This is a genomic window from Streptococcus parasanguinis (assembly GCF_015556095.1).
Classification (GTDB): Bacteria; Bacillota; Bacilli; order Lactobacillales; family Streptococcaceae; genus Streptococcus; species Streptococcus parasanguinis_Q.
In genome coordinates, this window is sequence record NZ_JADNLT010000002.1 from 1 (window position 1) to 26,960 (window position 26,960).

The 26,960-nt window shown below is 41.2% G+C and carries 21 protein-coding genes; 11 read left to right on the forward strand and 10 right to left on the reverse strand.

Going from position 1 to position 26,960, the window contains the following annotated elements; translation table 11 throughout:
- Positions 1 to 1,157 (reverse strand): collagen binding domain-containing protein (locus I2E70_RS03235; RefSeq protein WP_195423403.1); only part of this gene is annotated, 1,157 nt, incomplete at its 3' end.
- Between the two features lie 306 nt (positions 1,158 to 1,463).
- Entirely contained in the window at positions 1,464 to 2,813 is a 1,350-nt protein-coding gene (gorA, locus tag I2E70_RS03240) for a glutathione-disulfide reductase (RefSeq protein WP_195423405.1), read from the reverse strand.
- Between the two features lie 179 nt (positions 2,814 to 2,992).
- Between gorA and I2E70_RS03245 the strand changes: the two genes are divergently transcribed.
- The 4 genes from I2E70_RS03245 to lysS all read left to right on the forward strand — a co-directional run bounded on the left by I2E70_RS03245 (position 2,993) and on the right by lysS (position 7,930).
- Complete coding sequence (locus I2E70_RS03245) at positions 2,993 to 4,150, forward strand: efflux RND transporter periplasmic adaptor subunit (RefSeq protein ID WP_195423407.1); 1,158 nt, start codon at positions 2,993 to 2,995, stop codon at positions 4,148 to 4,150.
- Positions 4,134 to 4,829: an ABC transporter ATP-binding protein gene (locus I2E70_RS03250; RefSeq protein ID WP_195423410.1), complete on the forward strand. Its 696-nt coding sequence runs from the start codon at positions 4,134 to 4,136 to the stop codon at positions 4,827 to 4,829. The genes I2E70_RS03245 and I2E70_RS03250 overlap by 17 nt, the downstream gene beginning before the upstream one ends.
- Positions 4,829 to 6,166 (forward strand): ABC transporter permease, encoded by a 1,338-nt coding sequence (locus I2E70_RS03255; protein WP_195423412.1) that lies wholly within the window; start codon positions 4,829 to 4,831, stop codon positions 6,164 to 6,166. The genes I2E70_RS03250 and I2E70_RS03255 overlap by 1 nt, the downstream gene beginning before the upstream one ends.
- A 273-nt stretch (positions 6,167 to 6,439) precedes the next feature.
- Positions 6,440 to 7,930 carry a lysine--tRNA ligase gene (gene lysS, locus I2E70_RS03260; protein ID WP_195423414.1) on the forward strand — a complete coding sequence of 497 codons (1,491 nt, stop codon included), beginning with the start codon at positions 6,440 to 6,442 and terminating at the stop codon, positions 7,928 to 7,930.
- A 36-nt stretch (positions 7,931 to 7,966) separates the two neighbouring features.
- Here lysS and I2E70_RS03265 read toward each other — a convergent pair whose 3' ends face one another.
- The 3 genes from I2E70_RS03265 to I2E70_RS03275 form a co-directional block, all read right to left on the reverse strand.
- Positions 7,967 to 8,590 (reverse strand): histidine phosphatase family protein, encoded by a 624-nt coding sequence (locus I2E70_RS03265; RefSeq protein WP_195423416.1) that lies wholly within the window; start codon positions 8,588 to 8,590, stop codon positions 7,967 to 7,969.
- Positions 8,591 to 8,612: 22 nt separating this feature from the next.
- Complete coding sequence (locus I2E70_RS03270) at positions 8,613 to 9,086, reverse strand: aminoacyl-tRNA deacylase (RefSeq protein ID WP_031574003.1); 474 nt, start codon at positions 9,084 to 9,086, stop codon at positions 8,613 to 8,615.
- Positions 9,087 to 9,226: 140 nt separating this feature from the next.
- Positions 9,227 to 10,102, reverse strand: a complete 876-nt coding sequence (locus I2E70_RS03275) for a GH25 family lysozyme (protein ID WP_125826484.1) — start codon at positions 10,100 to 10,102, stop codon at positions 9,227 to 9,229.
- A 248-nt stretch (positions 10,103 to 10,350) separates the two neighbouring features.
- On the opposite strand from I2E70_RS03275, the gene ftsW reads away from it, so the two are divergent.
- From ftsW to tpiA, 4 genes are all read left to right on the forward strand, one after another.
- Positions 10,351 to 11,592, forward strand: a complete 1,242-nt coding sequence (gene ftsW, locus I2E70_RS03280) for a cell division peptidoglycan polymerase FtsW (RefSeq protein ID WP_049523474.1) — start codon at positions 10,351 to 10,353, stop codon at positions 11,590 to 11,592.
- A 38-nt stretch (positions 11,593 to 11,630) separates the two neighbouring features.
- Positions 11,631 to 14,456 carry a phosphoenolpyruvate carboxylase gene (gene ppc / locus I2E70_RS03285; RefSeq protein WP_195423418.1) on the forward strand — a complete coding sequence of 942 codons (2,826 nt, stop codon included), beginning with the start codon at positions 11,631 to 11,633 and terminating at the stop codon, positions 14,454 to 14,456.
- Positions 14,457 to 14,735: 279 nt separating this feature from the next.
- Complete coding sequence (gene tuf / locus I2E70_RS03290) at positions 14,736 to 15,932, forward strand: elongation factor Tu (RefSeq protein WP_003008055.1); 1,197 nt, start codon at positions 14,736 to 14,738, stop codon at positions 15,930 to 15,932.
- A gap of 163 nt (positions 15,933 to 16,095) precedes the next feature.
- On the forward strand, positions 16,096 to 16,854 hold the full coding sequence (gene tpiA, locus I2E70_RS03295; RefSeq protein ID WP_031574020.1) for a triose-phosphate isomerase: 759 nt from the start codon (positions 16,096 to 16,098) through the stop codon (positions 16,852 to 16,854).
- Between the two features lie 75 nt (positions 16,855 to 16,929).
- On the opposite strand, the gene I2E70_RS03300 is transcribed toward tpiA, so the two are convergent.
- From I2E70_RS03300 to I2E70_RS03315, 4 genes are read right to left on the reverse strand one after another with little or no spacing between them, the layout of a single operon-like run.
- The gene (locus I2E70_RS03300; protein ID WP_031574023.1) at positions 16,930 to 18,165 is read right to left on the reverse strand and encodes an aminoacyltransferase; all 1,236 of its coding nucleotides are present in this window, start codon (positions 18,163 to 18,165) and stop codon (positions 16,930 to 16,932) included.
- 5 nt (positions 18,166 to 18,170) lie between these two features.
- Complete coding sequence (locus tag I2E70_RS03305; RefSeq protein WP_125826482.1) at positions 18,171 to 19,382, reverse strand: aminoacyltransferase; 1,212 nt, start codon at positions 19,380 to 19,382, stop codon at positions 18,171 to 18,173.
- Between the two features lie 3 nt (positions 19,383 to 19,385).
- Positions 19,386 to 20,192, reverse strand: coding sequence for a sugar-phosphatase (yidA, locus tag I2E70_RS03310; RefSeq protein ID WP_155199809.1), 807 nt, complete (start codon positions 20,190 to 20,192; stop codon positions 19,386 to 19,388).
- Complete coding sequence (locus tag I2E70_RS03315) at positions 20,182 to 21,492, reverse strand: HD domain-containing protein (RefSeq protein ID WP_155169455.1); 1,311 nt, start codon at positions 21,490 to 21,492, stop codon at positions 20,182 to 20,184. The genes yidA and I2E70_RS03315 overlap by 11 nt, the downstream gene beginning before the upstream one ends.
- A gap of 115 nt (positions 21,493 to 21,607) precedes the next feature.
- Between I2E70_RS03315 and I2E70_RS03320 the strand changes: the two genes are divergently transcribed.
- The 3 genes from I2E70_RS03320 to I2E70_RS03330 all read left to right on the forward strand — a co-directional run bounded on the left by I2E70_RS03320 (position 21,608) and on the right by I2E70_RS03330 (position 25,668).
- Complete coding sequence (locus I2E70_RS03320; protein WP_003008038.1) at positions 21,608 to 21,991, forward strand: DUF1934 domain-containing protein; 384 nt, start codon at positions 21,608 to 21,610, stop codon at positions 21,989 to 21,991.
- Between the two features lie 203 nt (positions 21,992 to 22,194).
- Positions 22,195 to 24,879, forward strand: a complete 2,685-nt coding sequence (locus I2E70_RS03325; protein ID WP_195423420.1) for a calcium-translocating P-type ATPase, PMCA-type — start codon at positions 22,195 to 22,197, stop codon at positions 24,877 to 24,879.
- Between the two features lie 120 nt (positions 24,880 to 24,999).
- Positions 25,000 to 25,668, forward strand: a complete 669-nt coding sequence (locus I2E70_RS03330) for an MIP/aquaporin family protein (RefSeq protein WP_195423422.1) — start codon at positions 25,000 to 25,002, stop codon at positions 25,666 to 25,668.
- A 303-nt stretch (positions 25,669 to 25,971) separates the two neighbouring features.
- Here I2E70_RS03330 and I2E70_RS03335 read toward each other — a convergent pair whose 3' ends face one another.
- A complete protein-coding gene (locus tag I2E70_RS03335) occupies positions 25,972 to 26,829 on the reverse strand; it encodes a metallophosphoesterase (RefSeq protein ID WP_195423424.1) in 858 nt (285 codons plus the stop codon).
- Between the last annotated feature and the right edge of the window lie 131 nt (positions 26,830 to 26,960).

The window sequence follows — 26,960 nt, forward strand, 5'->3', positions numbered from 1 at the left end:
TCTTGAGTCGTAGTAGTTGTGGTAGTCGGCTCTTGAGTCGTAGTAGTTGTGGTAGTCGGCTCTTGAGTCGTAGTAGTTGTAGTAGTCGGCTCTTGAGTCGTAGTGGTTGTAGTAGTCGGCTCTTGAGTCGTAGTTGTAGTAGTGGTTGTTGTAGTGGTTGATGTCATATCGCCATCCACTCCACCGTTTGCATTAATATTTGCAACAGATGCATTTACTTCCTTGGCAACAACGGCTTGCTCACCTTTAACGTGATACCATACCTTAGTATTGTTTAAGAAATTCTTTTGATTTTCATTCTCTACTTTAGTCTGGTAAAAGATCAGGACACCAGTCTTATTAATTTCACTTTGAGGAATCGTAACTGTAATTTTTCCTGCAGCATCAACTGTGAATGTTGATCCAGGAAAGGCTGCTAAGAAATCGTCGATAGCAGTTGAGCCACCGTAATATCCTGGTTTGTTACCTGTAGTAGTAATACTAAAACTATCTTTTACAAGTGAATGACCACCTTGGATGTCATCTTCAACACGAACATCACCATCTACATCTAAGTTCATTGCATTAATGGTTAGTGTCCAAAGAATATGTTCAGGATCATTCGCGTGCATATCACCCGCTTTGAGATAGAATGGAGCGCTGTTAACACCAGTAGCCATTTTCTTAACGTTTAATTCTACTTTTCTAGCTCCACTAATAATAGTGAATTTTCCAACATGCTCCTTATCGGTTGCTGTATCGTTATGACCCTCAATCTCAAACTCACCCCAACCGCGAATGTTTTGAAGGTTTTTGATAGCTTCATTGAAAGTAACTGTCGCAGATCCATCTGTAATGACCATGTCTCCAACGTAAGTTCCGTCAATACTTAGTGGAATAGTCTTTTTAAATCCTACCCCAAAGACTGTTCCAGAACTAGTCCAATTAACTTTTAATGTATCCCCCGGTTGAATCTTTTGTGCATGCTCATCAAATGTAAACTTAACAGTTGTTTGTCCACCATCTGTGATTTCTTCTGATGAAACAGTAAGTGAGCTAATATTGTTGCTGACATCGCCAGCTTTTACCATATCAGATTGCGACAATACGATGAATAATAATGGTAAAAATACAATAAAGAAGACTTTGGCAAGTCTACTTAGATTCATTTTTTTCATTTTCTTCTCCCATTTTTCTCCAATATTTACATCAATTTGTATGTTGTTGCCAAAAACTTACAAAATTGAGAAATTTTTATAGGTGTCTTTTAAGACGACATTAATAAAAGTGCACCCCCCACTCGTCTATTTTCAAAAAAGACATCTACAAAGTGAATTATATCACAAATTAGTAAGATTTTAACAATAAAAATATTTTATCTATGAAATTTTAAGGATTTTATAAAAATCAGATAAATGAAAAAGGACTATTGTTTGTTAAAATAGTCCTTTTAGCTTAAAGTGGAACAACTTCAAGCTTATGTTTTATCTCATTGTCACAAATTCTTCGGATCCGGTTGGGTGAATGGCGACGGTTGCGTCGAAATCAGCTTTTGTCGCTCCCATCTTGATAGCAACTGCAAATCCTTGGATCATTTCATCGACTCCGTAGCCAAGACCATGAAGGCCAACGACCCTTTCTTCGGGACCAGCAGTGATGAGTTTGAATTTTGCTTGCTGGCGGTGTTGGGTAACAGCGGTGTACATGGAAGCAAATTGAGAAGTATAGACTTTGATATTCTCTTTACCATAAGTTTGCTGGGCTTCTTCCTCCGTTAAGCCAACGGTTCCAATAGCAGGGTGAGAAAAGACAACGGTTGGGATGTTTGTATAATCCATTTTGGCATTGACTTTTCCATTGAATAGTCGTTCAGAAAGAGTGCGTCCAGCTTTAATAGCGACAGGAGTTAATTCTTTTTCTCCTGTAACATCCCCAAGAGCATAGATTCCTGGAATAACTGTATTCTGGTATTCATCTACTTCAATGAATCCTTTTTCATTTAAGGTGACGCCTGCAGCTTCTAGATTGAGATCCTGGACGTTTGGTTTTCGTCCTGTTGCCCAGATAACATGATCTGCCACGTGGCTGGTCATATTCTCAAAATAAATCTTCACCCGACCGTCTTCTAATTTTTCAAGCTTCATGGGAACCTTATGTTTGTGAAGTGGAAGGTTTTGTTTTTCCATTTCTTCCATTAAGCCATCGACAATGTAGGAATCAAACTTTCTTAATGGACGATCACCGCGAACGAAGAGATCGGTCTGAACACCAAGGGCATGGAGCACACCGGCTAGTTCCACTGCGATGTAGCCAGCTCCAATAATGGCAACAGATGTAGGAAGTTCTTGCCAAGCAAAGACATCATCAGAAGTTTCGCCAAATTCAGCTCCAGGAACAGAAGGAATAAAGGGATGGGCACCGGTCGCAATTACGATATGTTTGGCCTTAATGGTTTCTCCATTTACCTCAACCGTATGAGCATCCACAAAACGGGCACGTCCTTCAATTCGTTCAACCCCATTGCGTTTGAAACTGCCATCATAGGAGTTACGGGAACGGTCAATATAGGCTTCGCGATTTTTTCTTAAAGTTGCAAAATCAAATCTTGTTTGTTCAGAAGTAAATCCATAGTCTGGTCCATAATCGCGAATAGCTTCTGCAATTTGTGCACCATACCACATAATTTTTTTAGGCACACATCCTCTGTTGACACAGGTGCCCCCCAATTGTTTTTCTTCAATGACGGCAGCGCGAGCTCCGTGCTCCCCAGCCCGGTTCATCGTAGCGATTCCTCCACTACCTCCACCGATTGAAATAATATCAAATTCTTTCATGCTTTCCTCCTTGGTAAGACTTCAGTTTGATTGTAATACCAACTGTTACTAAAGTCAAGAGGTTAGCCTTTTACCGAGAATTTTTATTTCATTTGACCGTGTTATTTTTAGATAGAAAAGAAAGGAAGTATGGTATACTATGGTATAGAATAAAACGCTTTCGTTGATGGAGAAAAACGATGAAGAAATTAAAAAAATGGCAACTATTTACAGCTGCTGGAGCAGCAATTGCGGTGATCGGAACAGGAAGTGTGATGATGTTTTCACGTCCGAGCTCTCCTGATCAAGCAGTGACGAATGAAACTCCAATGGTGCAAACGGTCAAGGATGGATCGATCGCCTCTTCAGTCTTGTTAACAGGAAAGGTTACCGCTAACCAAGAACAGTATGTCTATTTTGATGGAACAAAAGGAGACTTGCAATCGATTTTGGTCAATGTAGGTGATCAAGTAACGGCTGGTCAGCCGATCGTCCAGTACAGCAGTACAGAGGCTCAGACCGCTTACGATGCTGCCGTTCGTGCTGTCAATAAGGCGGATCGTCAGTTAAATGATTTGCTAACAAATGGTGTGACCATTGATACGACAGGTGATGAAGAAGCAGATGCCAAGTCAGCTTCCCAAACACAACGAACCGTGGATTCGCAAGCTAGCGATCTACGGGATGCCAGGGCGGACGCTGTTGATAATATGAACAAGGCCAAGGCTCTTCTAGATGCAACAACAGTTAAGAGCAACACAGATGGTACCGTCGTTGAAGTCAATAAAGATGTTTCAAAATCGACTACAGGGACCAATCAAACTCTGGTTCATATTGTGAGCAATGGGAATTTACAAGTAAAAGGGGAATTGTCCGAATACAATTTGGCCAATATTTCTGAAGGTCAGGAAGTAGTCCTCACTTCCAAAGTTTATCCTGATAAAACTTGGACAGGAAAGATTTCGTATGTAGCCAACTATCCGACTGACGCTGGTCAAGCAGGTGCTAATGCAGCAGGAGGAACACAAGGAAACGGTGGTGCTAAATACCCATTCACTGTAGATATAACTAGTGACATTGGAGAACTCAAACAAGGTTTTTCTGTGAATATTGAGGTCAAAAGTTCCACTCAACATCCACTTGTTCCAGTAACAAGTGTTATGGCTGATGGAGAGACAAGCTACGTATGGACAGTTGAAAATGGCAAGGCTAAGAAAGTAACAGTGACTCTTGGAAATGCCGATGCTGAAAACCAAGAAATCTTGTCAGGCCTCAAGAAAGACGCCCAAGTCATCGTAAATCCTAGTGAGAAACTGGAAGATGGAAAAGAGATCGGTAAATATGACAAAATTGATTGAACTAAAAGGAATCAATAAAACCTATAAAAATGGGGATCAAGAGCTTTGTGTTTTAAAAGATATCGACCTGGAAGTCGAAGAGGGTGAATTTGTTGCCATTATGGGTCCATCGGGTTCCGGGAAATCGACCTTGATGAACGTCATCGGTTTGTTGGACCGTCCAACCAGTGGGGACTATTTCCTTGAAGGTCAAGAAGTTGGAAACCTCAGTGAGAAAAAATTGGCGCGTGTTCGAAATGAACAGATTGGTTTTGTCTTTCAACAGTTCTTTCTCCTATCCAAGCTCAATGCCTTTCAAAATGTCGAACTCCCTCTCATTTATGCAGGTGTCCATCCTGCTAAACGGAAGGAATTAGCTGAGCAGTACCTTGAAAAGGTGGAGCTCCATTCGCGTATGCACCATTTGCCTTCGGAACTTTCGGGTGGGCAAAAGCAGCGGGTTGCGATAGCTCGAGCTCTCGTCAATCAACCGGCCATTGTCTTGGCAGATGAACCGACTGGTGCCTTGGATACCAAGACGGGGGAACAAATTATGGATTTGTTAACCACATTGAACCAAGAAGGAAAAACCATTATTATGGTAACCCACGAACCAGAAATTGCAGCCTTTGCCAAGCGTCGCATCGTTATTCGTGATGGGGAAATCTCCTCAGATAGCAAGCTGGAAAGGAGGCCCTAATGCAAAATTGGAAATTTGCGATTAGCTCTATTATGAGCCATAAATTACGATCTTTCTTAACCATGGTGGGGATCATTATTGGGGTCGCTTCTGTGGTGGTGATCATGGCACTGGGAGATGGCATGAAGGCTGGTGTCACCAAGACCTTCACCAAAGATCAAGAGTATGTACAAATCTCCTATTCTCCGAATAAGAGTGGTTATGTGACAGGCATCAATATTGGTCCTTCTGACGATATGGGGGAGGGCGGTGGAGAAGGTGGTCCTGCTGCTGAAGACCGAGGGATGGCTGCTCCATCAGATATCGATGGGGAAAATGCAGAAGATATTGACGGTCAAGTCCAAGAAACACCGCCAGTTGTGCAAGAATCTTGGGTCAAGGAATTAACCAAGATTGAAGGAATTGATGGCTACTATGTTGGCAACACTTCTAATGCAACGATTGCTTTTCAAAAGAAAAAGGCTGACGGGGTCAATATCCAAGGAGTTAATGAGACCTATTTTTCTGTAAAAAAAGTTGAACTCTTATCTGGACGGAAATTAACTCCTTCAGATTACAGTAATTTTTCACGGGTGGTGCTCCTTGATGAAGGCTTGGCTCAACAATTATTTGGAACTGAGAATCCTCTCAATCAGGTAGTCTCTGTTGGAGATAACAACTATCGAGTCGTTGGCATTTTCAAGGATCCAAATGCTGGAACAGCCCTATATGGAGCATCCTCAGGTGGTAGTGCACTCATGGCCAATACCCAGCTTGCCTCTGAATTTGGAACAGAAGAAATTCAAAATATTGTCGTCCACGTTCCAGATGTGAAGCAAATCAAGACCGTTGGGATCGAAGCTGCTCAAAAGTTAACAGAACTTTCAGGTGTTCGCCAAGGGGAATTCCAAATCTTTAATTTAGATAGTATCCTAGAGGAAACCAATAAAGTTGTAGGAATTATGACGACAGTCATCGGTGCTATTGCTGGGATTTCTCTCTTAGTTGGTGGTATTGGAGTTATGAATATCATGTTGGTTTCTGTCACTGAGCGGACGAGAGAAATTGGTCTTCGCAAAGCATTGGGAGCAACAAGAAGTAAGATTTTGGTCCAATTTTTGATTGAGTCGATGGTCTTGACGATCATTGGTGGGCTCATTGGTCTCGGGCTTGCATATGGTGTGAATAGCTTGATTGCTTCAGTCGCTGCAGCGACCCTGGAAGGACCACCAATTATTTCCTTAAATGTTGCGATTGGTAGTATTATTTTCTCTGCCTTTGTAGGCATTATCTTTGGGATTTTACCAGCCAACAAAGCTTCTAAATTAAACCCAATCGAAGCACTGCGTTATGAATAAAAAATAGGAGTGAGACAGGATGAATGATTCGTCAACATCTACCTTGCTCCTTTTTCTATGTTCACGTAATAGAAAGCTCTAGCTCTTTTTAATTCATTATCTTTAGACAGCTAAAACAGTATGGGCCATCCATCAGTCTAGCAGAATAGCTTTTGACTAGGGTTGAAGGAGGGACAGTCATTGCTCAGCCTTATTTTTGTTTAATTGGTAATTATTAGTGAATTTCTGCTCTAAATATGATAAAATAGGGAAGAATAACTTAGGAGGTTCCAAATGACTACTGAACATATGGAAGAATTAAATGACCAGCAGATTGTCCGTCGTGAAAAGATGGCGGCCCTTCGTGAACAAGGAATCGACCCATTTGGAAAGCGATTCGAACGTACTGCAGATTCTGGTCAATTAAAAGAAAAATATTCAGAATTAGATAAAGAACAACTTCATGAATTGAACGAAACAGCCATTATTGCGGGTCGTCTTGTGACCAAACGTGGAAAAGGGAAGGTTGGTTTTGCCCACCTTCAAGACCGTGAAGGTCAAATCCAAATTTACGTTCGTAAAGACGCAGTTGGTGAAGAAAATTATGAAATTTTCAAAAAGGCAGACCTTGGAGATTTCCTTGGGGTAGAAGGAGAAGTGATGCGGACAGACATGGGTGAGCTTTCCATCAAAGCTACTCACATCACACACTTGTCTAAAGCTCTTCGTCCCTTGCCTGAAAAATTCCACGGACTTTCAGATGTGGAAACCATCTACCGCAAACGTTACTTGGATTTGATTTCTAACCGTGAAAGTTTCGAGCGCTTTGTCACTCGTTCAAAAATCATCTCAGAAATCCGTCGTTACTTGGATGGTCAAGGCTTCCTTGAAGTAGAAACTCCTGTCCTTCACAACGAGGCTGGTGGAGCATCTGCGCGTCCGTTTATCACTCACCACAATGCCCAAAACATTGACATGGTGCTTCGTATCGCGACTGAGCTTCACTTGAAACGTTTGATTGTTGGTGGGATGGAACGCGTTTACGAAATCGGACGGATCTTCCGTAACGAAGGAATGGATGCCACTCACAATCCTGAATTTACTTCGATCGAAGTCTATCAAGCTTACGCTGACTTCCACGATATCATGGACTTAACAGAAGGCATTATCCAACATGCTGCGAAAGCTGTCCATGGTGATGGTCCAATCGACTACCAAGGAACAGAGATCAAAATCAATGAACCATTCAAACGGGTTCACATGGTTGATGCGATCAAAGAAATCACAGGTGTTGACTTCTGGCAAGACATGACCTTTGAAGAAGCTGTAGCACTTGCAAACGAAAAACATGTACCGGTTGAAAAACACTACACAGAAGTGGGACAAATTATCAATGCCTTCTTCGAAGAATTTGTTGAAGAAACCTTGACACAACCAACTTTTGTTTACGGTCACCCAGTAGCAGTATCTCCATTGGCTAAGAAAAATCCAGAAGACCCACGCTTCACTGACCGTTTCGAACTCTTCATCATGACCAAAGAGTATGCGAATGCCTTCACGGAATTGAATGATCCAATCGATCAATTGCAACGGTTTGAAGCGCAAGCGCGTGCCAAAGAATTGGGAGATGACGAAGCTACAGGCATCGACTATGACTATGTTGAAGCCCTTGAATATGGAATGCCACCAACAGGTGGACTTGGAATTGGTATTGACCGTCTCGTTATGTTGTTGACCAATGTAACAACAATTCGCGACGTCCTACTCTTCCCAACTATGAAATAAGCTAAAAGAAAACACTGATCGCAAGATCAGTGTTTTTTAGTCTTCCATATAAGAGGTGTCGTTCCAAGTGTCTAAGTGATAGTGCTCAAAATCATCTGTTGACAGAATCGTCACGCTGGCATTATCTAGTCCGCCATTTTTGCGGAGTTCTCCTGTGTCATAACCAAGCAAGGTTCGAATAGAAGCTGTCAAATTAGCCCCATGTCCAACGATGAGAACAGTATCGAGCTCTTTTCCTTTCAGGCTTTTTACAAAATCACAGGTACGTTTGGTCGTTTCATAGACAGATTCTGCATCAAAGATTTCATTTTGAAAGCGGGCTAGGTTATGGCGAAAGGCATCCATTTGTTGGGGATAGATAGCGGAAATGGTAGAAATTTTAGCACCTTCCAGTTTTCCTAAATTCCACTCACGAAGAGCAGGCGTTGCTTGCAATTCTAGAGGTGTCTCCAATTGATCGAGGATGATCTGTGCGGTATGGACTGTTCGTGGCAGATCACTTGCAAAGGCTGCATCAAAAGGAACACTAGCTAGGTACTTTCCTAATTTTTCAAGCTGATGAATAGAGGCCGGTAACAGCGGAGAATCGCCATTTGATCCCTGAAAACGTCCCTCCTCATTCCACTCAGTACGTCCGTGTCGTATAAAATATAGTTTCACAATCTTGTCTCCTTCTCTGTCGTTATTCTATAATATCTGCAAAAGTCGCTTTAACGAAGTCTGCTAGAAGTTGTGGTTTGATTTGAATACTATGGCCGATTTCCCCGGCAGATACGATCATGGTCTCTAACTGAAGGGCTGATTCATCGAAAAAGATTGGGAAAGGATGCTTTTGACGAATGCCCACGGGATTATTGGCACCATGAATATAACCTGTTGTTTTTTCGAGATCCTTTTGAGGAATCATTGCCACTTTCTTATTTCCTGATAATTTGGCCAATTTTTTCTCTGAAAGATGCTCCGTGATAGGAATGATCCCAATCACTGGACCCGTTTTATCACCTTTGAGAGCTAGGGTTTTGAAAATAGTAGAGCGATCAATCCCTTCTGGTAAGATCCCTTCTAAAGCGTTGATTTGTAAGCCTACGTGCTCAATTTTTGCTTTTGTTAAGATCTGCTCGACCAAGGTTTTTTTCACTTTATTTTTTTTTGCCATGGCTTTCTCCTTTTCTCTTTTTCTCTACAAAATCAGATTTCATTAGACCATTATAACATATAATAGCGGCAATATTGCCTTCTCCTGAAAAATAGAAAACAGCAGAAAAAGTGAAGATCACTTGATCTGCTGTTTTAAGGTTATGAGGAAGAGTTATCTTTTTGTACCTTGAAAAGTTTCCGATAAATCGCTTCTTGGTCTTGCGTCGGAGCAATTTGGTTGAGATCCAAGTAGTGTGAGAATCCATTTAATTGCCCTTGAGAGGTATATTGATGCAAGTCGTATTCCGTGTTGGTATCTGGCGCGGCATTATAGTAGCCATCATCAAATCCATAAGTAGGAATCCAAAGAGCCGTAAATTTATCAGTGGAGATACTATGTTCTTCCATGAAGTAGGTTCCGATATAGAGTCCAATATTTTTTGCACCCAAAGCTTGTAGTTTTGTTCGGAAAGCTTCAACACCTGCGTTCATATCCTTCATAGTTTTTTCCTCAACGTCTAACCAATAGTAGGTCGGCTTGTAAGGAGAAGCAGCCTTGTAAAATTCCTCTGCTTCTTTTTCCATTTCTTTTTTATCCTTAGCCGCGACATAAGCATAAACTGCGACAGGGATATTTCGTTTTTGGAATTCTTGGATATGGGTTTTAAAAGATTTATCCAGACCATTTAAGTAGGTTGCTGCATTTTCCTTTTTAGCTTGAGCCCCACTATGGACACGAACGATCACACCTCCCACATTTTGGGAGAGGACATCGTAATCAATTTCACTGGGCAATTGCCAGCCTGAGATATCAATGATCGGGCGGCCAACCAGTTCTGGATTGATGTCTTCTTCTTTTTTAGAAGAAGAGCTTGCAGTAGTTGTTTTTCGAGGTGTATTGGAGTTCGGAATGGTTTTGGTTGTTTCTTGTCGCTCTCTGGCTTGTAGATCGGCAATCGTTCGTGAGAGAACGAGAAAAGAAATGATACCGATAAAAAAGACCAAGAGAACAACGGGTTTTATCCTTTTTCTCATACAGAAACATTTTACCGTAAAAAAAACGAAAAGGCAAAACTTAATGCTTAAAAGATGCTGATTTCAGCCATTATTTTCAAAAAAAAGGAATCTTTTCATCGAAAAAGGATAAAAATATATGAAAATAAGAAGAATGATTAGAATATTTCTTGAAAATGGGGAAGAAGCCGAATCTTTTCTGGCCTTTCCTTGGTTTTGCTTCTTAAAAATGATATAATGAAGGTTGAATATTAGGAATATGGTGAATTATGAAAATTGAAAAAAGACATCTTTTAAATTATTCCATCCTCATTCCCTATTTGATTTTATCCATCATTGGCTTGATTGTTGTCTATTCGACAACAAGTGCCTTGGCAATTCAAAGTGGAGTGAGTTCGATTCGGATGGTCCGGACACAGGGGCTCTTTTTTATCCTAAGTCTCCTAACCATCGCCTTGATTTATAAATTTAGCCTAAACTTCCTTCGAAATAAAAAAGTGCTGGCTTTTGTCATTTTTATTGAAGTGATTTTGTTGATTCTGTCTAGGTTTATCACAGATACCGTCAATGGAGCTCACGGTTGGTTGACAATTCCCGGAGGCTTCAGTATCCAGCCGGCAGAATACCTCAAGGTGATCTTAGTCTGGTATCTAGCCTTGATCTTTTCTAAACGACAAGACGAGATACGCGATTATGATTATCAAGCCTTGACCCACAATGAATGGATTCCAAGGAATTTAAACGATTGGCGTTGGCTGACCTTGATTCTGATTGGAATCGTTGTGATTATGCCGGACTTGGGAAATGCGACGATCTTGGCCTTAACGGTCTTGATCATGATTACGGCTAGTGGAGTGGGCTACCGTTGGTTTACCTCTTTACTTGGTTTAGTTGTTGGAGTATCGTCCATTGTCCTTGGTTCAATTTGGATTATCGGTGTGGACCGTGTCGCTAAAATTCCAGTCTTTGGTTATGTAGCCAAACGCTTTAGTGCCTTCTTTAACCCCTTTAATGATTTGTCTGGCGCAGGTCACCAATTAGCTAATTCCTACTATGCCATGAGTAACGGTGGTTGGTTTGGCTTGGGGCTAGGAAATTCCATTGAAAAACAAGGTTACTTACCAGAAGCGCACACAGACTTTGTGTTTGCGATTGTGATTGAAGAATTAGGTTTTGTTGGAGCTAGTTTGATCCTTGCTCTCTTATTCTTCTTAATTCTTCGGATCATTTTAGTCGGTATTCGAGCAAAGAATCCTTTTAATTCGATGATGGCCATTGGGATCGGTGGGATGATCTTAGTGCAAACCTTCATTAACATCGGAGGAATTTCTGGTTTGATTCCGTCTACAGGAGTGACCTTCCCCTTCTTATCCCAAGGGGGAAATAGCTTATGGGTCTTATCCGTAGCGATTGCTTTCGTTTTGAATATCGACGCTAGTGAAAAACGGGCCAAGATGGAACAAGAAGGCATGGTTTTTGAAGAAAAAGGTAAAATCAAACCTTATTATTAAAAGGGAATTGTTGAATGGCTATTCAAAAAGGAGAAAAAATGGTCTTACAAAAATTAGAGAATTTCACAAATAAAGATATTATCAAAGAAGAAGCCGAAATCTTAACCAATTTATTAGATGATATTACGAAAAATTTGGTTCGTCCGGAAACCTTTGATAAAATTAGGCAGTTGAAGGATCTATCAAAAACACAGAACTATCGTGAGTTGAATCAACTAGTGGAACAATTGACAAATGAAGAAATGACAGTGATTTCACGTTATTTTGCTATTTTACCACTCTTGATTAACATCTCAGAAGATGTCGATTTGGCCTATGAAATCAATCATTTGAATAACGTGGATGGTGAATACCTCGGAAAACTTTCTTCAACCATTAAAGAAGTTGCAAAAAATGAAGATGCACAAGAAATTCTTGAAAATCTCAATATTGTACCTGTTTTAACAGCCCATCCAACTCAAGTGCAACGAAAAACCATGCTGGATTTAACCAATCATATTCACGCTCTTCTTCGTCAGCACCGGGATGTTAAAGCTGGTTTAATGAATGAGAATAAGTGGTATAACAACCTTCGTTGTAATATCGAAATCATGATGCAAACGGATATGATTCGTGACAAAAAATTGAAGGTTACCAATGAGATCACCAACGTCATGGAATATTACAATAGCTCTTTCTTACAAGCTGTTCCAAATCTTATGTTGGAATACAAACGCTTGGCAAAAGAGCATGGATTGGAGCTTGAACAACCACGTCCGATCACAATGGGCATGTGGATTGGGGGAGACCGGGACGGGAATCCGTTTGTAACAGCTGAGACCTTGAAGCGTTCAGCAACTATTCAAAGTGAAGTCATTTTGAACTATTACATCGAAAAGATTTCAAAATTATACCGTCATTTCTCCCTTTCAACGAGTCTTTCTAAAACAAGTGAAGCAGTAGCTGAAATGGCCGCCCTATCCAGTGATACATCCGTCTTTCGTGAAAAAGAACCTTACCGTCGGGCTTTCCACTATATCCAGTCAAAATTGATCCAGACTTTGGTCAATTTAAAAGAATGGACTATGGTTGGGGAAACTAGAGAAGATCGTTATGCTGTCGAGAGGTTATTAGGAGCAAATGCTCATCAACAAGGGCCAGTTTCTGATTATATCGGCAATCGTATCTCTGGAGCTCTAAAGAAAATTTCTGAGAAAGAAGCACCAGCTTATGCCTCTGCTCAAGAATTTAAAGAAGACCTTGAAAAGATCAAAGATTCCTTGTTAGAAAACAAATCAGAGTATTTGATTTCTGGTGAATTTGCAGAACTTCTAGAAGCCATCGATGTTTTTGGATTCTATCTGGCCTCTATTGATATGCGTCAGGATTCGAGTGTGCATGAAGCCTGTGTGGCAGAATTGCTGAAATCAGCTGGAATTAATGACCATTATTCTGATTTATCAGAGGATGAAAAGTGTCAAGTTCTCTTGAAAGAACTTTTAGAAGACCCACGTATTTTATCAGCAACCTATGCTGAAAAATCTGAACTGCTTGAAAAAGAATTAGCGATTTTCCAAACGGCCCGTGAATTGAAGGATCGTTTAGGAGAAGAAGTCATTCGTCAAAACATCATTTCTCATGCAACAAGTGTGTCAGATATGTTGGAATTGGCTGTGATGTTGAAAGAAGTGGGCTTAGTCGATACGGAAAAAGCTCGCGTTCAAATCGTACCGTTGTTTGAAACGATCGAAGACTTGGATCACTCAGAAGAAACCATGAGAAGTTACTTGTCTCTTCCGATTGCCAAACGTTGGATTGCTTCTAAGAACAACTATCAAGAGATTATGTTAGGATACTCTGATTCCAACAAAGATGGTGGATACTTGTCTTCTTGTTGGACCCTCTTTAAAGCCCAACAACAATTGACCGCTATCGGAGATGAGTTTGGAGTGAAGATTACCTTCTTCCATGGTCGTGGTGGTACTGTTGGCCGTGGTGGAGGTCCTACTTATGAAGCCATCACGTCTCAACCGTTGAAATCCATTAATGACCGTATCCGCTTAACTGAGCAAGGGGAAGTGATCGGCAATAAATATGGAAATAAAGATGCTGCCTACTACAACCTTGAAATGCTCGTCTCTGCAACCATTAACCGAATGATCGCCGAACAAAAGAGTCCATTCTCTATGTTTGATCGTTTCGGGGAAGTCATGGATAAAGTCGTGAATCGCAGTTACGATATCTATCGTGATTTGGTCTTTGGAAATGAGCACTTCTATGACTACTTCTTTGAATCAAGTCCGATCAAAGCAATTTCAAGCTTTAATATTGGTTCACGTCCAGCTGCTCGTAAGACTATTACAGAAATTGGTGGTTTACGTGCTATTCCTTGGGTATTCTCTTGGTCACAAAGTCGGGTGATGTTCCCTGGTTGGTATGGAGTAGGTTCTAGCTTTAAGGAATTTATCGATGAGGATCCTGAGAATATTGAAACTCTTCGATACATGTATAAAAACTGGCCTTTCTTCCAATCTCTCTTGTCAAATGTGGACATGGTCTTATCCAAAGCCAACATGGACATTGCTTTTGAGTACGCCCAATTGTGTGAAGAAGAAGAAGTTCGCAATATCTATCAGATTATCTTACATGAATGGCAATTGACCAAGGACATCATCTTGATGATTGAGGAACAAGACGAGTTGCTCGCTGAAAATCCTTATTTGAAAGAAAGTTTGGACTATCGGATGCCATACTTTAACGTCTTGAACTATATTCAGTTAGAATTGATTCGACGTCAACGGACCGGCCAATTACCAGCCGATCAAGACAAGCTGATCCATATTACGATCAATGGAGTGGCTACAGGATTACGAAATTCAGGTTAAAAAAATCGGAACGTCTGTTCCGATTTTTTTATTCACTGTACCCAAAGGAGCAAAAGGTACGTAATGGCTTAAATAGAAGATTTAAAATGAGAATTTTCAAAGCTAGATCAGGATCTTTCAGCAAGCTGATAAAATAAAAGAAAAGAAGAGGAATAATTAAGAAAATATAGGTAAAAGGCTTGCAATTTTATCTAAAATTCGATAAAATAGTAAGGAAAGTTAGACTGTATTGCCTACTGTCTATCTATAAAATATATTTTATTGGAGGCTTTTACTCAAATGGCAAAAGAAAAATACGATCGTAGTAAACCGCACGTTAACATCGGTACAATCGGACACGTTGACCACGGTAAAACTACCCTAACTGCAGCAATCACAACTGTTTTGGCACGTCGCTTGCCTTCATCAGTTAACCAACCTAAAGACTATGCGTCTATCGATGCTGCTCCAGAAGAACGCGAACGCGGTATCACCATCAACACTGCACACGTTGAGTACGAAACTGCTAAACGTCACTACGCTCACATCGACGCTCCAGGACACGCGGACTACGTTAAAAACATGATCACTGGTGCCGCTCAAATGGACGGAGCTATCCTTGTAGTAGCTTCAACTGACGGACCAATGCCACAAACACGTGAACACATCCTTCTTTCACGTCAGGTTGGTGTTAAACACTTGATCGTCTTCATGAACAAAGTTGACTTGGTTGACGATGAAGAATTGCTTGAATTGGTTGAAATGGAAATCCGTGACCTTCTTTCAGAATACGATTTCCCAGGTGATGACCTTCCAGTTATCCAAGGTTCAGCTCTTAAAGCTCTTGAAGGTGACTCTAAATATGAAGACATCATCATGGAATTGATGGATACTGTTGATGAGTACATCCCAGAACCAGAACGCGATACTGACAAACCATTGCTTCTTCCAGTCGAAGACGTATTCTCAATCACTGGACGTGGTACAGTTGCTTCAGGACGTATCGACCGTGGTGTTGTTCGTGTCAACGACGAAATCGAAATCGTTGGTATCAAAGACGAAATCCAAAAAGCAGTTGTTACTGGTGTTGAAATGTTCCGTAAACAACTTGACGAAGGTCTTGCAGGGGATAACGTTGGTGTGCTTCTTCGTGGTATCCAACGTGATGAAATCGAACGTGGACAAGTTATCGCTAAACCAGGTTCAATCAACCCACACACTAAATTCAAAGGTGAAGTTTACATCCTTACTAAAGAAGAAGGTGGACGTCATACTCCATTCTTCAACAACTACCGTCCACAGTTCTACTTCCGTACAACTGACGTAACTGGATCTATCGAACTTCCAGCTGGAACTGAAATGGTAATGCCTGGTGATAACGTGACTATCGACGTTGAGTTGATCCACCCAATCGCCGTTGAACAAGGTACTACATTCTCAATCCGTGAAGGTGGACGTACTGTTGGTTCAGGTATGGTTACTGAAATCGAAGCTTAATTCGATCTAGTTCCCAGATTAACAATTATATAGACAGACAGAAAACCCCGTGAAGACGGGGTTTTTATTTTGGTAAAAAGTAAAATGAGCTTGTGCAACCTTTCATTATGACGAAAATTATGGTAAAATAGTAGTATAAAATTAGAAAAAAGAGGTATGTGAAATGTCACGTAAACCATTTATCGCTGGTAACTGGAAAATGAACAAAAATCCAGAAGAAGCAAAAGCATTCGTTGAAGCTGTAGCATCAAAACTTCCTTCAGCTGACCTTGTTGAAGCTGGTATCGCAGCTCCTGCAGTTGACTTGACAGCTGTACTTGCTGCTGCTAAAGGTTCAAATCTTAAAGTTGCTGCCCAAAACACTTACTTTGAAAATGCTGGTGCCTTCACTGGTGAAACTAGCCCACAAGTTTTGAAAGAAATCGGTACTGACTACGTTGTTATCGGTCACTCAGAACGTCGTGACTACTTCCATGAAACTGATGAAGATATCAACAAAAAAGCAAAAGCAATCTTTGCGAACGGTATGCTTCCAATCATCTGTTGTGGTGAAAGCCTTGAAACTTACGAAGCTGGTAAAGCAGCAGAATTCGTAGGGGCTCAAGTTTCAGCTGCTCTTGCAGGATTGACTGCAGAGCAAGTCTCTTCAACAGTTATCGCATACGAACCAATCTGGGCGATCGGTACTGGTAAATCAGCTTCACAAGACGACGCACAAAAAATGTGTAAAGTTGTTCGTGACGTTGTAGCTGCTGACTTTGGTCAAGAAGTGGCTGACAAAGTACGTGTTCAATACGGTGGTTCAGTGAAACCTGAAAACGTTGCTGAATACATGGCTTGTCCAGACGTTGATGGAGCTCTTGTGGGTGGTGCATCACTTGATCCAGAAAGCTTCTTGGCATTGCTTGACTTTGTTAAATAATGATATATAAAAAGGCGAGAGATTTCTCGTCTTTTTTATAGTAGAAAAGACCAGCTACAAAGCTGGTCTTTTGAGTTAGGAACGTCCTAATAGTTTCTTAATGAGAGAAATCATTTTGTATTTCAGAGGATTTGGGTAATAACGGAAGGTCCCCATCTTACGGACGATGTAGCCGTTGAAGTTTTGTTTGAAACGAAGAACACCGTCTGACCCGTCAAAGATTCCTTGAATACCAAGGAAGTTATATCTTGGGATACCACGTTTGATGGTTTCAAGCATCATATATTCCTGGAGAACAGCAGGAGCATAGAACTTATTAAATTCTGTATAAGAGCCACTGAATAAATAGGTGGATTCTTGTGGCATATAGACAAAGAGACTACCTGCAAGAATGACGTCTTGATCTCCATATTTTTCAATATATTCTTTCGCGTCCTTCTTTCTCACCTCAAAGGTATCAAACTGGCTAGAGAATTCACGAAGTTGATTTTGTTTTTTCTCTGAATGTGGGTTGACTTCAAGATCTTTCTGTAATTTCTCAATCTTCTGTGCTAGTTTTCCTTGGTCTTTTTCAAGATTCGTGTAGTAATGGTGGAAGTTCAGTGTTGCGATCATGAAATCTGCATTGTCGCCAAAACTGTCATAGAAAGTTTGGTAATAATCCAAGGTCTTATCCTGATAGTCGCGACGGTCACTGGTTGAGGAAGTAATATCCTTAAAGAGTTGCAGTTCATCTCGGTTTAATCGTTTCAGTTTAATACCGAAAGATTTAGCTTTCTTGACAAGTGGCTTTCCTTTTTTACTGAAGCTCTTGAGAAGATTTTTTTCGGTGATGCCCTCCATATCTTTCACATAATGCCAATCACCTTCTCCTCCTGGATAACCTGTTGTTAAACCATCATGCTGATAGCCCAATTTTTTTAGGGTATCCATAAAATGAGTTTGCTCTTCACTGGTTGGATTCCCGTCACTGTCAAAGGTTTGATAGGTATCATAGGGCTTAATAACGAGTTCAATAGCCCCATTTTCTTTCGCATAGTCTTTTAAAGCTGCATAGAAAGGTTCTAGCATAGCTTCCTTTTGGTAAAGGGGGCCAGAATTGATTTCCATATGGAGACCACCTGTCATAGGAAGACTGTACAAGATTGCTGCCACTTGGACTTGATCTTCTTGCTTCCAAGCGATAAATTGGACGGTATTTCCTCGCTTTTCAAGCAGATCTGCCATTTCAGCAGACTGGATAAAAGAGCGATGGGAGACAGTATTTGCAAATGAGGTAAATTCTTCTTTTGAAATTGTCGTAAGAGTCATGTAACTTATTTACTCCTTAATTTTTTCCGGATCTTGTAGACTTTGTTTACAAGTGGATAAAGTGGACTGGTTGGGAGGTTGAATTCCCCAACAAATTCTTCAATGACAGGATTAAATTTAGATTTGAAATGATAGAGACCACCATCAAGTGAATTTTCAATGCCCCCCATATTCTGCCAAGAAGCACCACGGTCGAAAGCGTGTTGGGCAGTTTCATACCAAGTGAGGATAGCAGGTTGGTAACGGCGGAATTCTTCATCCATCCCTGCATAAACATTTTCAGACGTCCCACCGAATTCAAGGGTTAAGGTCCCAGATAAAGGAACGACTTGTCTACCTGCTTGGAGATGCTGCTCAAGAAATTGCAGTTCTTCCTCTATCCGCTCTTTTTCTTTTTGGTTATTCTCAACCTTGCCAGGCTTAGTTTTTTCTGTGAATTTTTCAGCCTCTGCCTTGTTTTTTTCAAGATCTTTTGTAAGGGAGGTTTTCCGTTTCTCGAGATCTAGCGTAGACAAAGTAATGTAGGATTGTCCTTGGTAGGTTGTGAGTAGTTTTTCGTAGTAGTCTTTTCCACGTAAATGAATGCTTTTACGAGCTTCAGTCTTTTTCATGAGAGAAGCAAAGTCCCCTAGCAATTCAGTCCCACCAAATTGGACTTGGATCCCTTTGTTTCGAGCAGTTCGGATGGCTTGTCGAGTAGATTTTGAAAGATCTTGATCGGTGAAAAAATCTTTGTGGATATTCGCTTGAAAGCGTGGTTGGATATTTTCTGCCAGATCACTGGTTCGGCCAGTCCATTCAACCCCTTCTTTAGTTAAGGTGTCGATCACCGCTTGCACAGCAGGAGCTTCCGTCTGTTCTTGTCCAATCAAGTGTTTACTCAAGAAAAGACTTGGATCAAATTTCACAAACAAAGCCTTGTATTGTTTGGCTATCTTTTTAAGGGACTGGATCACATAGGAAACCAGGTCCTTGTTTTGGTAATCCATGATTGGGCCTCGAGGAATGTAGAGCATGGAAAAGCCAAGTGGCAGGGGTTGAATCAAGATGCTTGCAATAGCGACTAATTGGTCTTCTTGATAAAAACCAACCCGTACATTTCCCCAATTATCTTTGATTTTTGCCCATGAGCTGCTTTGTAAGAGATTGGTTTGGTCACTCTGAATAACAAAGTCATCATGCTCACTAGCAGAAATTCCTAGCTGGTAATGGTACATTTCTTATAATACCCACTTTCTAATGGCGTAAGCAACGCCAGATTCATCATTTGATTTGGTAATATGTGTAGCAATTTTTTTAAGAGTTGGATTGCCATTCTCCATAACGACGGCATGTCCCACGACTTCTAGCATGGAACGGTCATTTTCCTCATCTCCTATGGCCATGGTTTCTTCTTGCTGGATTCCAAGTCGTTCAGCTAGATGAAGAACAGCTGCTCCCTTATTGGTTGTTTTCCCTAGAATTTCTAAATAAAAAGGAGCTGATTTGACCATAGTGAAGCGATCCTTGAATTCTTTAGGGATTTTTGCAATCGCAGCATCTAGAATATCTGGTTCATCGATATACATGGCCTTGACAAATTCTTTCTCACGAACTTCTTCAGGCGTCCGGTAATAAAGGGGCATATTGACCAGTTGAGATTCATGAATGGTGTAGCGTCCGATATCGCGATTGCTGGTATAGATGCCATCTTTAGTAATCACATGAGAGTGGATTTGGAGTTTGTTAGCAAGAGACTCGATATCGAGATAGTCCTCATAATCTAAAAGGTCCTTGATGAGTTCTTTTCCAGTAGCGGTTTCTTGAACCAGACCGCCATTAAAGGTAATGACATAGTCTCCAGGATCCATCAAATGGAGTTCTTTTAAAAGTTTTGAGACCCCTGCGATAGGACGACCTGTTGTGATAACGATTTTAACGCCTGCAGCTTTAGCGTCTTGAATGGCTTCAAATACGGAAGGTGTGATCTCTTTTTTTGAATTGAGAAGTGTACCATCGATATCGATCGCAACTAATTTAATGGACATCCGTCTCTCCTGTAAAATAATCATTGGTGATATAGGAAGTGAATTCCTCTACTTGCTTACTGAAAAGTCCATTAACCTCCAGCATTTCTTTTGGGAAATAGAAGCGGTTGTCCCCATAGCGAGTTCCTGCAAGAGCAGCGACGAGTGGAGACAACTGAGACAATTCAGCGAGACTCCCATCTTTTCGGATCATCTCGATCTGAGTCCGCGGTTTTTCAAGCTCTGGTCGATAAATATCGTAGGGCAGGTCAAAATTTTGATGAATAGCTGTGTAGTAGGTTGGATTAAACCCAACCTCTTTAATCAGTTTTTCAAGGATTACTAAGTCTTTTCGCTTATCTTCTGTAAATAGAATCGATTTAAAGACTTTCCGATTAATATAGCGCTGTGCAAGATCAGACAAGATGGTATCCGGACTATCCATCCAGACTTGGAAATAGGTATTCATCACACCGTCATCTAGATTTAGGTAGTCTTGGATGGTGACCTCTTCTTCAAAAAATGGAATCAAGCGAGGTGAAGTCAGTTGAAAATACTCTTTCTGATCGGGATAAATGGTTCTAGCGCGTTTGAGTAGATTTTGAAGGAGGACTTCCATGGCACGAGTAGCCGGGTGGAAGTAGACCTGCATATACATTTGGTAACGGCTGACCACGTAATCCTCGACAGCGTGCATGCCATTTTGTTGGAAGGCAATGCCATTTTCAATCGGTCGAATGACGCGCAAAATACGGGTCAAGTCAAATTTTCCATAGGAAGCACCCGTAAAGTAGGCATCCCGCAGTAAATAATCCATCCGGTCCACATCAATTTGACTAGAAATCAATTGCACCACTTGTTTATTGGGGTAGGTATGATCAATGACGCTGGCTACACGATTTGGGAAATCAGGTGCTACCTGTAAGAGGATCTGATTGACCTCCGTCTCTGGACTGGTGATGATCAGCTGGGTCATTTTTTCATGATCGGTCCCAAAGAGTCCTTCGAAGGTATGGGAATAGGCACCATGTCCAATGTCATGAAGAAGAGCGGCTGTCATGGTCAGTAAGTTTTCATCAGAATTCCATTGCTCTGCATACTTTTCCTCAAAAATGGACAGAATGCGTCTTGAAATTTCATAGGCGCCAAGACAGTGAGAAAAACGACTATGCTCCCCACCGTGGAAGGTAAAACCAGATGTCCCCAGTTGTTTGATGCGGCGTAGTCGTTGAAATTCTTTACTATTAATTAATTGATAAATGATGGGATGATCCACATGAACGTAATCATGCACGGGATCGCGAAAGACTTTTTCATTCATGGGTCTATTATAGCAAAAAAAAGCCTATTTTGCGATCTAGAGGCTAATAGGGGCAGTCAAAATGCGTAAAATTTGATAGAATAGTAAGGCAAGAAAAGAAGAGAAGGAGACAAAGATGCAGATTCGCATTCAAAATACCATTCGATTTGGAGAAGAAATGGAAATCGTTGATCAGTACTATCAAGGTGAATGGAAGGAAAAAGCAGGTTTTCAATATCTCTTGTATACCAATGAAGAAGATGAAAAGGTTGCTTTGAAATTTTCCAATGATGAATTGGTCATGACACGATTCTCAAGTCCTAAATCCATCATGCGTTTCTACAAAAATGAAGATGGTGGGGCAATCATCCCAACTCCGATGGGCATTCAGCAGTTTTTGATTACAACAGACCTCTTTCAATTAGAAGCAGGTCATTTGCAAGTCTCTTATCGCTTGTTAACTCTCGATGGAGAACAGGAATTTGCTAATTATCAATTACTGGTGGAATGGGAAGAATAGACCTCATTAAATTATTAGAGATCCCGCTTGCTTTATTCTATAAAAATGGTATAATAAAACCACTCAAGGGAGTAGCTGGCGGTTTTCCGCGATAGTGTCGTCATTACGAATTATTTCCGGCACTATATTAAACAGCGAGACTTGTTTTTTTAAAAAACAGGTCTCTTTTTTTGTAAAAAGAGGCCAAAAAGGAGGAGACTGTTTTGTCAAAAGAACAAAATAAAGATTTGTTTTACACGCAATCTTCTGAGGAAGTCCTAAAGAACTTGGACTCATCTGTCGAAGGTTTGTCAACCGCCCAGGCTCAAGAACGCTTAGCGAATTATGGTCGTAATGAGTTGGAAGAGGGTGAAAAACGTAGCCTACTAGCTAAATTCCTTGATCAATTTAAGGATTTGATGATTATCATCTTGCTTGTGGCAGCGGCACTTTCTGTGATTACAGAAGGAATGGACGGTCTAACGGATGCCATGATCATCTTGGCCGTTGTTGTCTTGAATGCTGCCTTTGGGGTTTACCAAGAAGGGCAAGCAGAAGCAGCCATTGAAGCTCTGAAAAATATGTCTAGCCCCATGGCTCGTGTTCGTCGTGATGGCCATGTTATTGAGATTGACTCAAAAGAATTGGTACCTGGAGACATCGTCTTGCTAGAAGCTGGAGATGTCGTGCCTGCAGATATGCGTTTGTTTGAAGCAGCTTCCCTTAAAATTGAAGAAGCAGCTCTTACAGGGGAGTCTGTGCCAGTTGAAAAAGATGTGACAGGACTTGTTGAAGCAGATGCTGGTATCGGGGATCGTGTTAACATGGGTTACCAAAACTCAAATGTAACTTATGGTCGTGGGATTGGTGTCGTAACAAACACTGGTATGTATACAGAAGTTGGTAAGATTGCAGATATGTTGGCTAATGCCGATGAGACTGAAACACCATTGAAGCAAAGCTTGGAACAATTATCTAAAGCCTTGACTTACTTAATCGTTGTGATTGCGGTCATTACTTTCTTGGTTGGTGTCTTCGTTCGTGGTGAACATCCGTTGGAAGGCTTGATGGTTGCGGTAGCCCTTGCGGTTGCGGCGATTCCAGAAGGTCTTCCTGCCATTGTAACCATCGTTCTCTCTTTGGGAACGACAACCCTTGCTAAACGCAATTCAATCGTTCGTAAATTGCCAGCCGTTGAAACACTTGGTTCAACAGAAATCATCGCATCTGATAAAACAGGTACCTTGACCATGAACCAAATGACAGTTGAGAAGGTTTATACCAACGGTCAATTGCAAAGCTCGGCAGCTGAGATTGCTGCTAGCAACAATACCCTTCGCATCATGAACTTTGCCAATGATACCAAGGTAGACCCATCTGGCAAATTGATTGGGGACCCAACTGAGACAGCCCTTGTACAGTTTGGTTTGGACCACAACTTCGACGTCCGTGAAGTCTTGAAGGATGAGCCACGTGTGGCTGAATTGCCATTTGACTCAGACCGGAAACTCATGTCTACCATTCATAAGGAAGCAGATGGCTCTTACTTTATCGCTGTGAAGGGTGCACCTGACCAATTGCTCAAACGTGTGACTCGTATTGAAGTCGATGGGGAAGTTCGCCCAATCACAGAGGAAGATAAGAAAGCTATCCTTGCTACCAACAAAGACTTGGCCAAACAAGCCCTTCGTGTCTTGATGATGGCTTATAAGACAAGCAATGAAATTCCAACCTTAGAATCTGAAATTGTTGAATCTGACCTTATCTTCTCTGGTTTGGTCGGCATGATTGACCCTGAACGTCCAGAAGCTGCAGAAGCTGTTCGTGTCGCTAAGGAGGCAGGCATTCGTCCAATCATGATTACTGGTGACCACCAAGATACAGCGGAAGCTATCGCCAAACGTCTTGGAATCATCGATCCAAATGATACAGAAGACCATGTCTTCACTGGTGCTGAGTTGAATGAACTCACTGATGAAGAATTCCAAAAAGTCTTCAAGCAATACTCTGTTTACGCGCGTGTATCGCCTGAGCACAAGGTTCGGATTGTGAAAGCATGGCAAAAAGAAGGCAAGGTTGTTGCCATGACTGGTGACGGGGTCAACGATGCGCCATCACTTAAGACTGCTGATATTGGTATCGGTATGGGGATTACTGGTACAGAGGTTTCTAAGGGAGCTTCTGATATGGTCCTTGCCGATGATAACTTCGCAACCATTATCGTAGCAGTTGAAGAAGGACGTAAGGTCTTCTCCAATATTCAAAAATCCATCCAATACCTCTTGTCTGCTAATATGGCTGAGGTCTTCACTATCTTCTTTGCAACCCTCTTTGGTTGGGACGTTCTTCAACCAGTGCATCTATTATGGATTAACTTGGTAACAGATACGCTACCAGCTATCGCTCTTGGTGTGGAACCAGCTGAGCCAGGTGTCATGACCCACAAACCTCGTGGACGTAAGTCCAACTTCTTTGACGGTGGGGTCTTTGGAGCCATCCTTTATCAAGGAATCTTCCAAACTATCTTGGTACTTGGCGTATACGGATGGGCAATTCTTTTCCCAGAGCACCAGAGTCACGCAGAAATCCATGCAGATGCTTTGACTATGGCCTTTGCGACTCTCGGTTTAATCCAATTGCTCCATGCCTTTAACGTGAAATCGGTCTATCAATCGATCTTTAAAGTGGGACTCTTCAAGAACAAGACCTTTAACTGGTCTATCCCAGTAGCCTTTATTCTCTTAATGGCAACCATTATGGTACCTGGATTTAATAAACTCTTCCACGTTTCAAACTTGAGTTTGACGCAATGGTTGGTGGTTGCTGTAGGTGCAATTATGATTGTGGTTCTTGTTGAAATTGTCAAAGCCGTCCAACGTGCACTCGGTAAGGATAAAAACGCTATTTAAGCATTGAAAAGTCATCTTCGGATGGCTTTTTTTGTGTGCAGAAATGTCTGGGCATATTTCTTGAGGCGAGAGTCAATTTTTGATAAACTAGACGACAGTTTGAAGAAAGGAAACTATATTATGAAAAAGTTTTTTGCTGAAGTAATCGGCACATTTATGCTTGTCTTTATCGGGACTGGCGCTGTTGTTTTTGGAAATGGGACAGAAGGTCTTGGACATTTAGGAATTGCCTTGGCATTCGGTTTGTCCATTGTTGCAGCAGCTTACTCAATTGGAACTGTTTCTGGCGCCCACTTAAACCCAGCTGTTTCGATTGCCATGTTTGTGAACAAACGCTTGTCATCTAAAGACTTGATCAATTATATTGCAGCGCAAGTAGTGGGAGCGGTTCTCGCATCTGCAACAGTACTCTTCCTCTTGTCAAATTCAGGCATGTCAACAGCCAGTCTTGGGGAAAATGCCCTGGCAAAGGGAGTGACTCCATTTGGCGGATTCTTGTTTGAAGTGATTGCCTCCTTTATCTTTATTTTGGTCATTATGACCGTCACATCTGCTTCTAAAGGAAATGGCAAAATTGCTGGTCTTGTGATCGGTTTGAGCTTGACTTTGATTATTCTTGTTGGTTTGAACATTACAGGACTTTCTGTTAACCCAGCTCGTAGCTTGGCACCTGCCCTCTTTGTTGGTGGTGCAGCACTTCAACAAATTTGGATCTTTATCTTGGCTCCAATTGTGGGAGGAATTCTCGCAGCAATCGTTGCAAAAAATCTCTTAGATACAGAAGAGTAAAAAATGATTCCAGAGGAACAATTTTGAGAACGTAGATAAAATGTTCTTCTTTGCAAATCTTATAAATTTTATAAAGACAAAAAAATATCTGTTAGCATTATTCAATCATCAACTAAAACTTTCCTTTGTGAGAAAAGTGCTAGAAACACTCTTGTTTCTAGCACTCGGGAGTTTTGGAACCTTAGGTCCAAAACTAAGTCATGGAACTTCTTCGAAGTTCGCTGACGTCCGTACTCACCTAAGGAAAGTTTTTAGATGACTTTGTCTTCAGTCTGAAATTGGTTCCAGAGGGACTATTTTTTATTATAGTTCAAGGATAGTCATGGCTTGAGAAAATTCATGAGCAAGCTGTTTTTTCTTGTAGGCTTTAAATTCAGGAAGGTCTTTAATTCTGCGATAGCGTTTGTAGGGGTCGTACCTTTTTGGAAAATCATATTCAGGAAAAACCTCAAAGAATTGTTTGCAGAGCTCCCATTCTCTGACATAGCCTAAAGGTCTGGCATGATAGGTGATCGAGTCAATAGTTGTTGCTGGCATTCGGTGGTGGCTATGACCAAAAATCACCTCTCTGACAGGAAATTGTCTAAAAAGCTCATGAAAGGTTTGGCTCCCTAAAAAAGCATTGAAACGTTCAAAATAAGGGTGGCGTAGGAGAAACTGGCTATGAGGAACAAAGTGCATAGCGATGATCAGGGGTTGATCCACTTGCATGAGTTCTGTTTCGAGCTCTCGCAACAAACGTTGGGTAATGGCTGGATCAGATTCCATTCGTTGGAGGCGTCTGTCAAACCAAAACAGATTCTTGGTTTGGAGATGTTTTTGGGGAGAGAGATTAGGAACAAAGCTGTAGTCATACCAGCCAGAAAAGGCAAGGAGTGTATGCTTTGAAAAAGGAATCTTTTGAAATTCAAAAGGTCTCATGGTTTCTTCTGATAGGCCCAACATATCATGATTTCCCAAGCTAAAGGTCACAGGAAGCTGACATTGGAGTTGGGCTAAAAATTCTTGTGAGGTCTTTTCAAAGCCGTTGGCAATATCTCCTGCAATATGGAGATGTTGAATTTTTTTGTCCTTGAAAAGAGTGATAAGGGTCTCTAATTCATCTTTTCCAAAGTTGTTTGAATCAATATGTAAATCGGACATAAAAGCTACTGTTGTCATGCTACCAGTCTAGCATAAGAGGATCTTTTTTTCTAACAATTAGGTTACAAAGGAATGGAAAAATTTTGAAAATTAGCTGGATTGGCAATGGTCAACCAGCAGATCCAATACTGGAAGGTGGGCAAATAGTG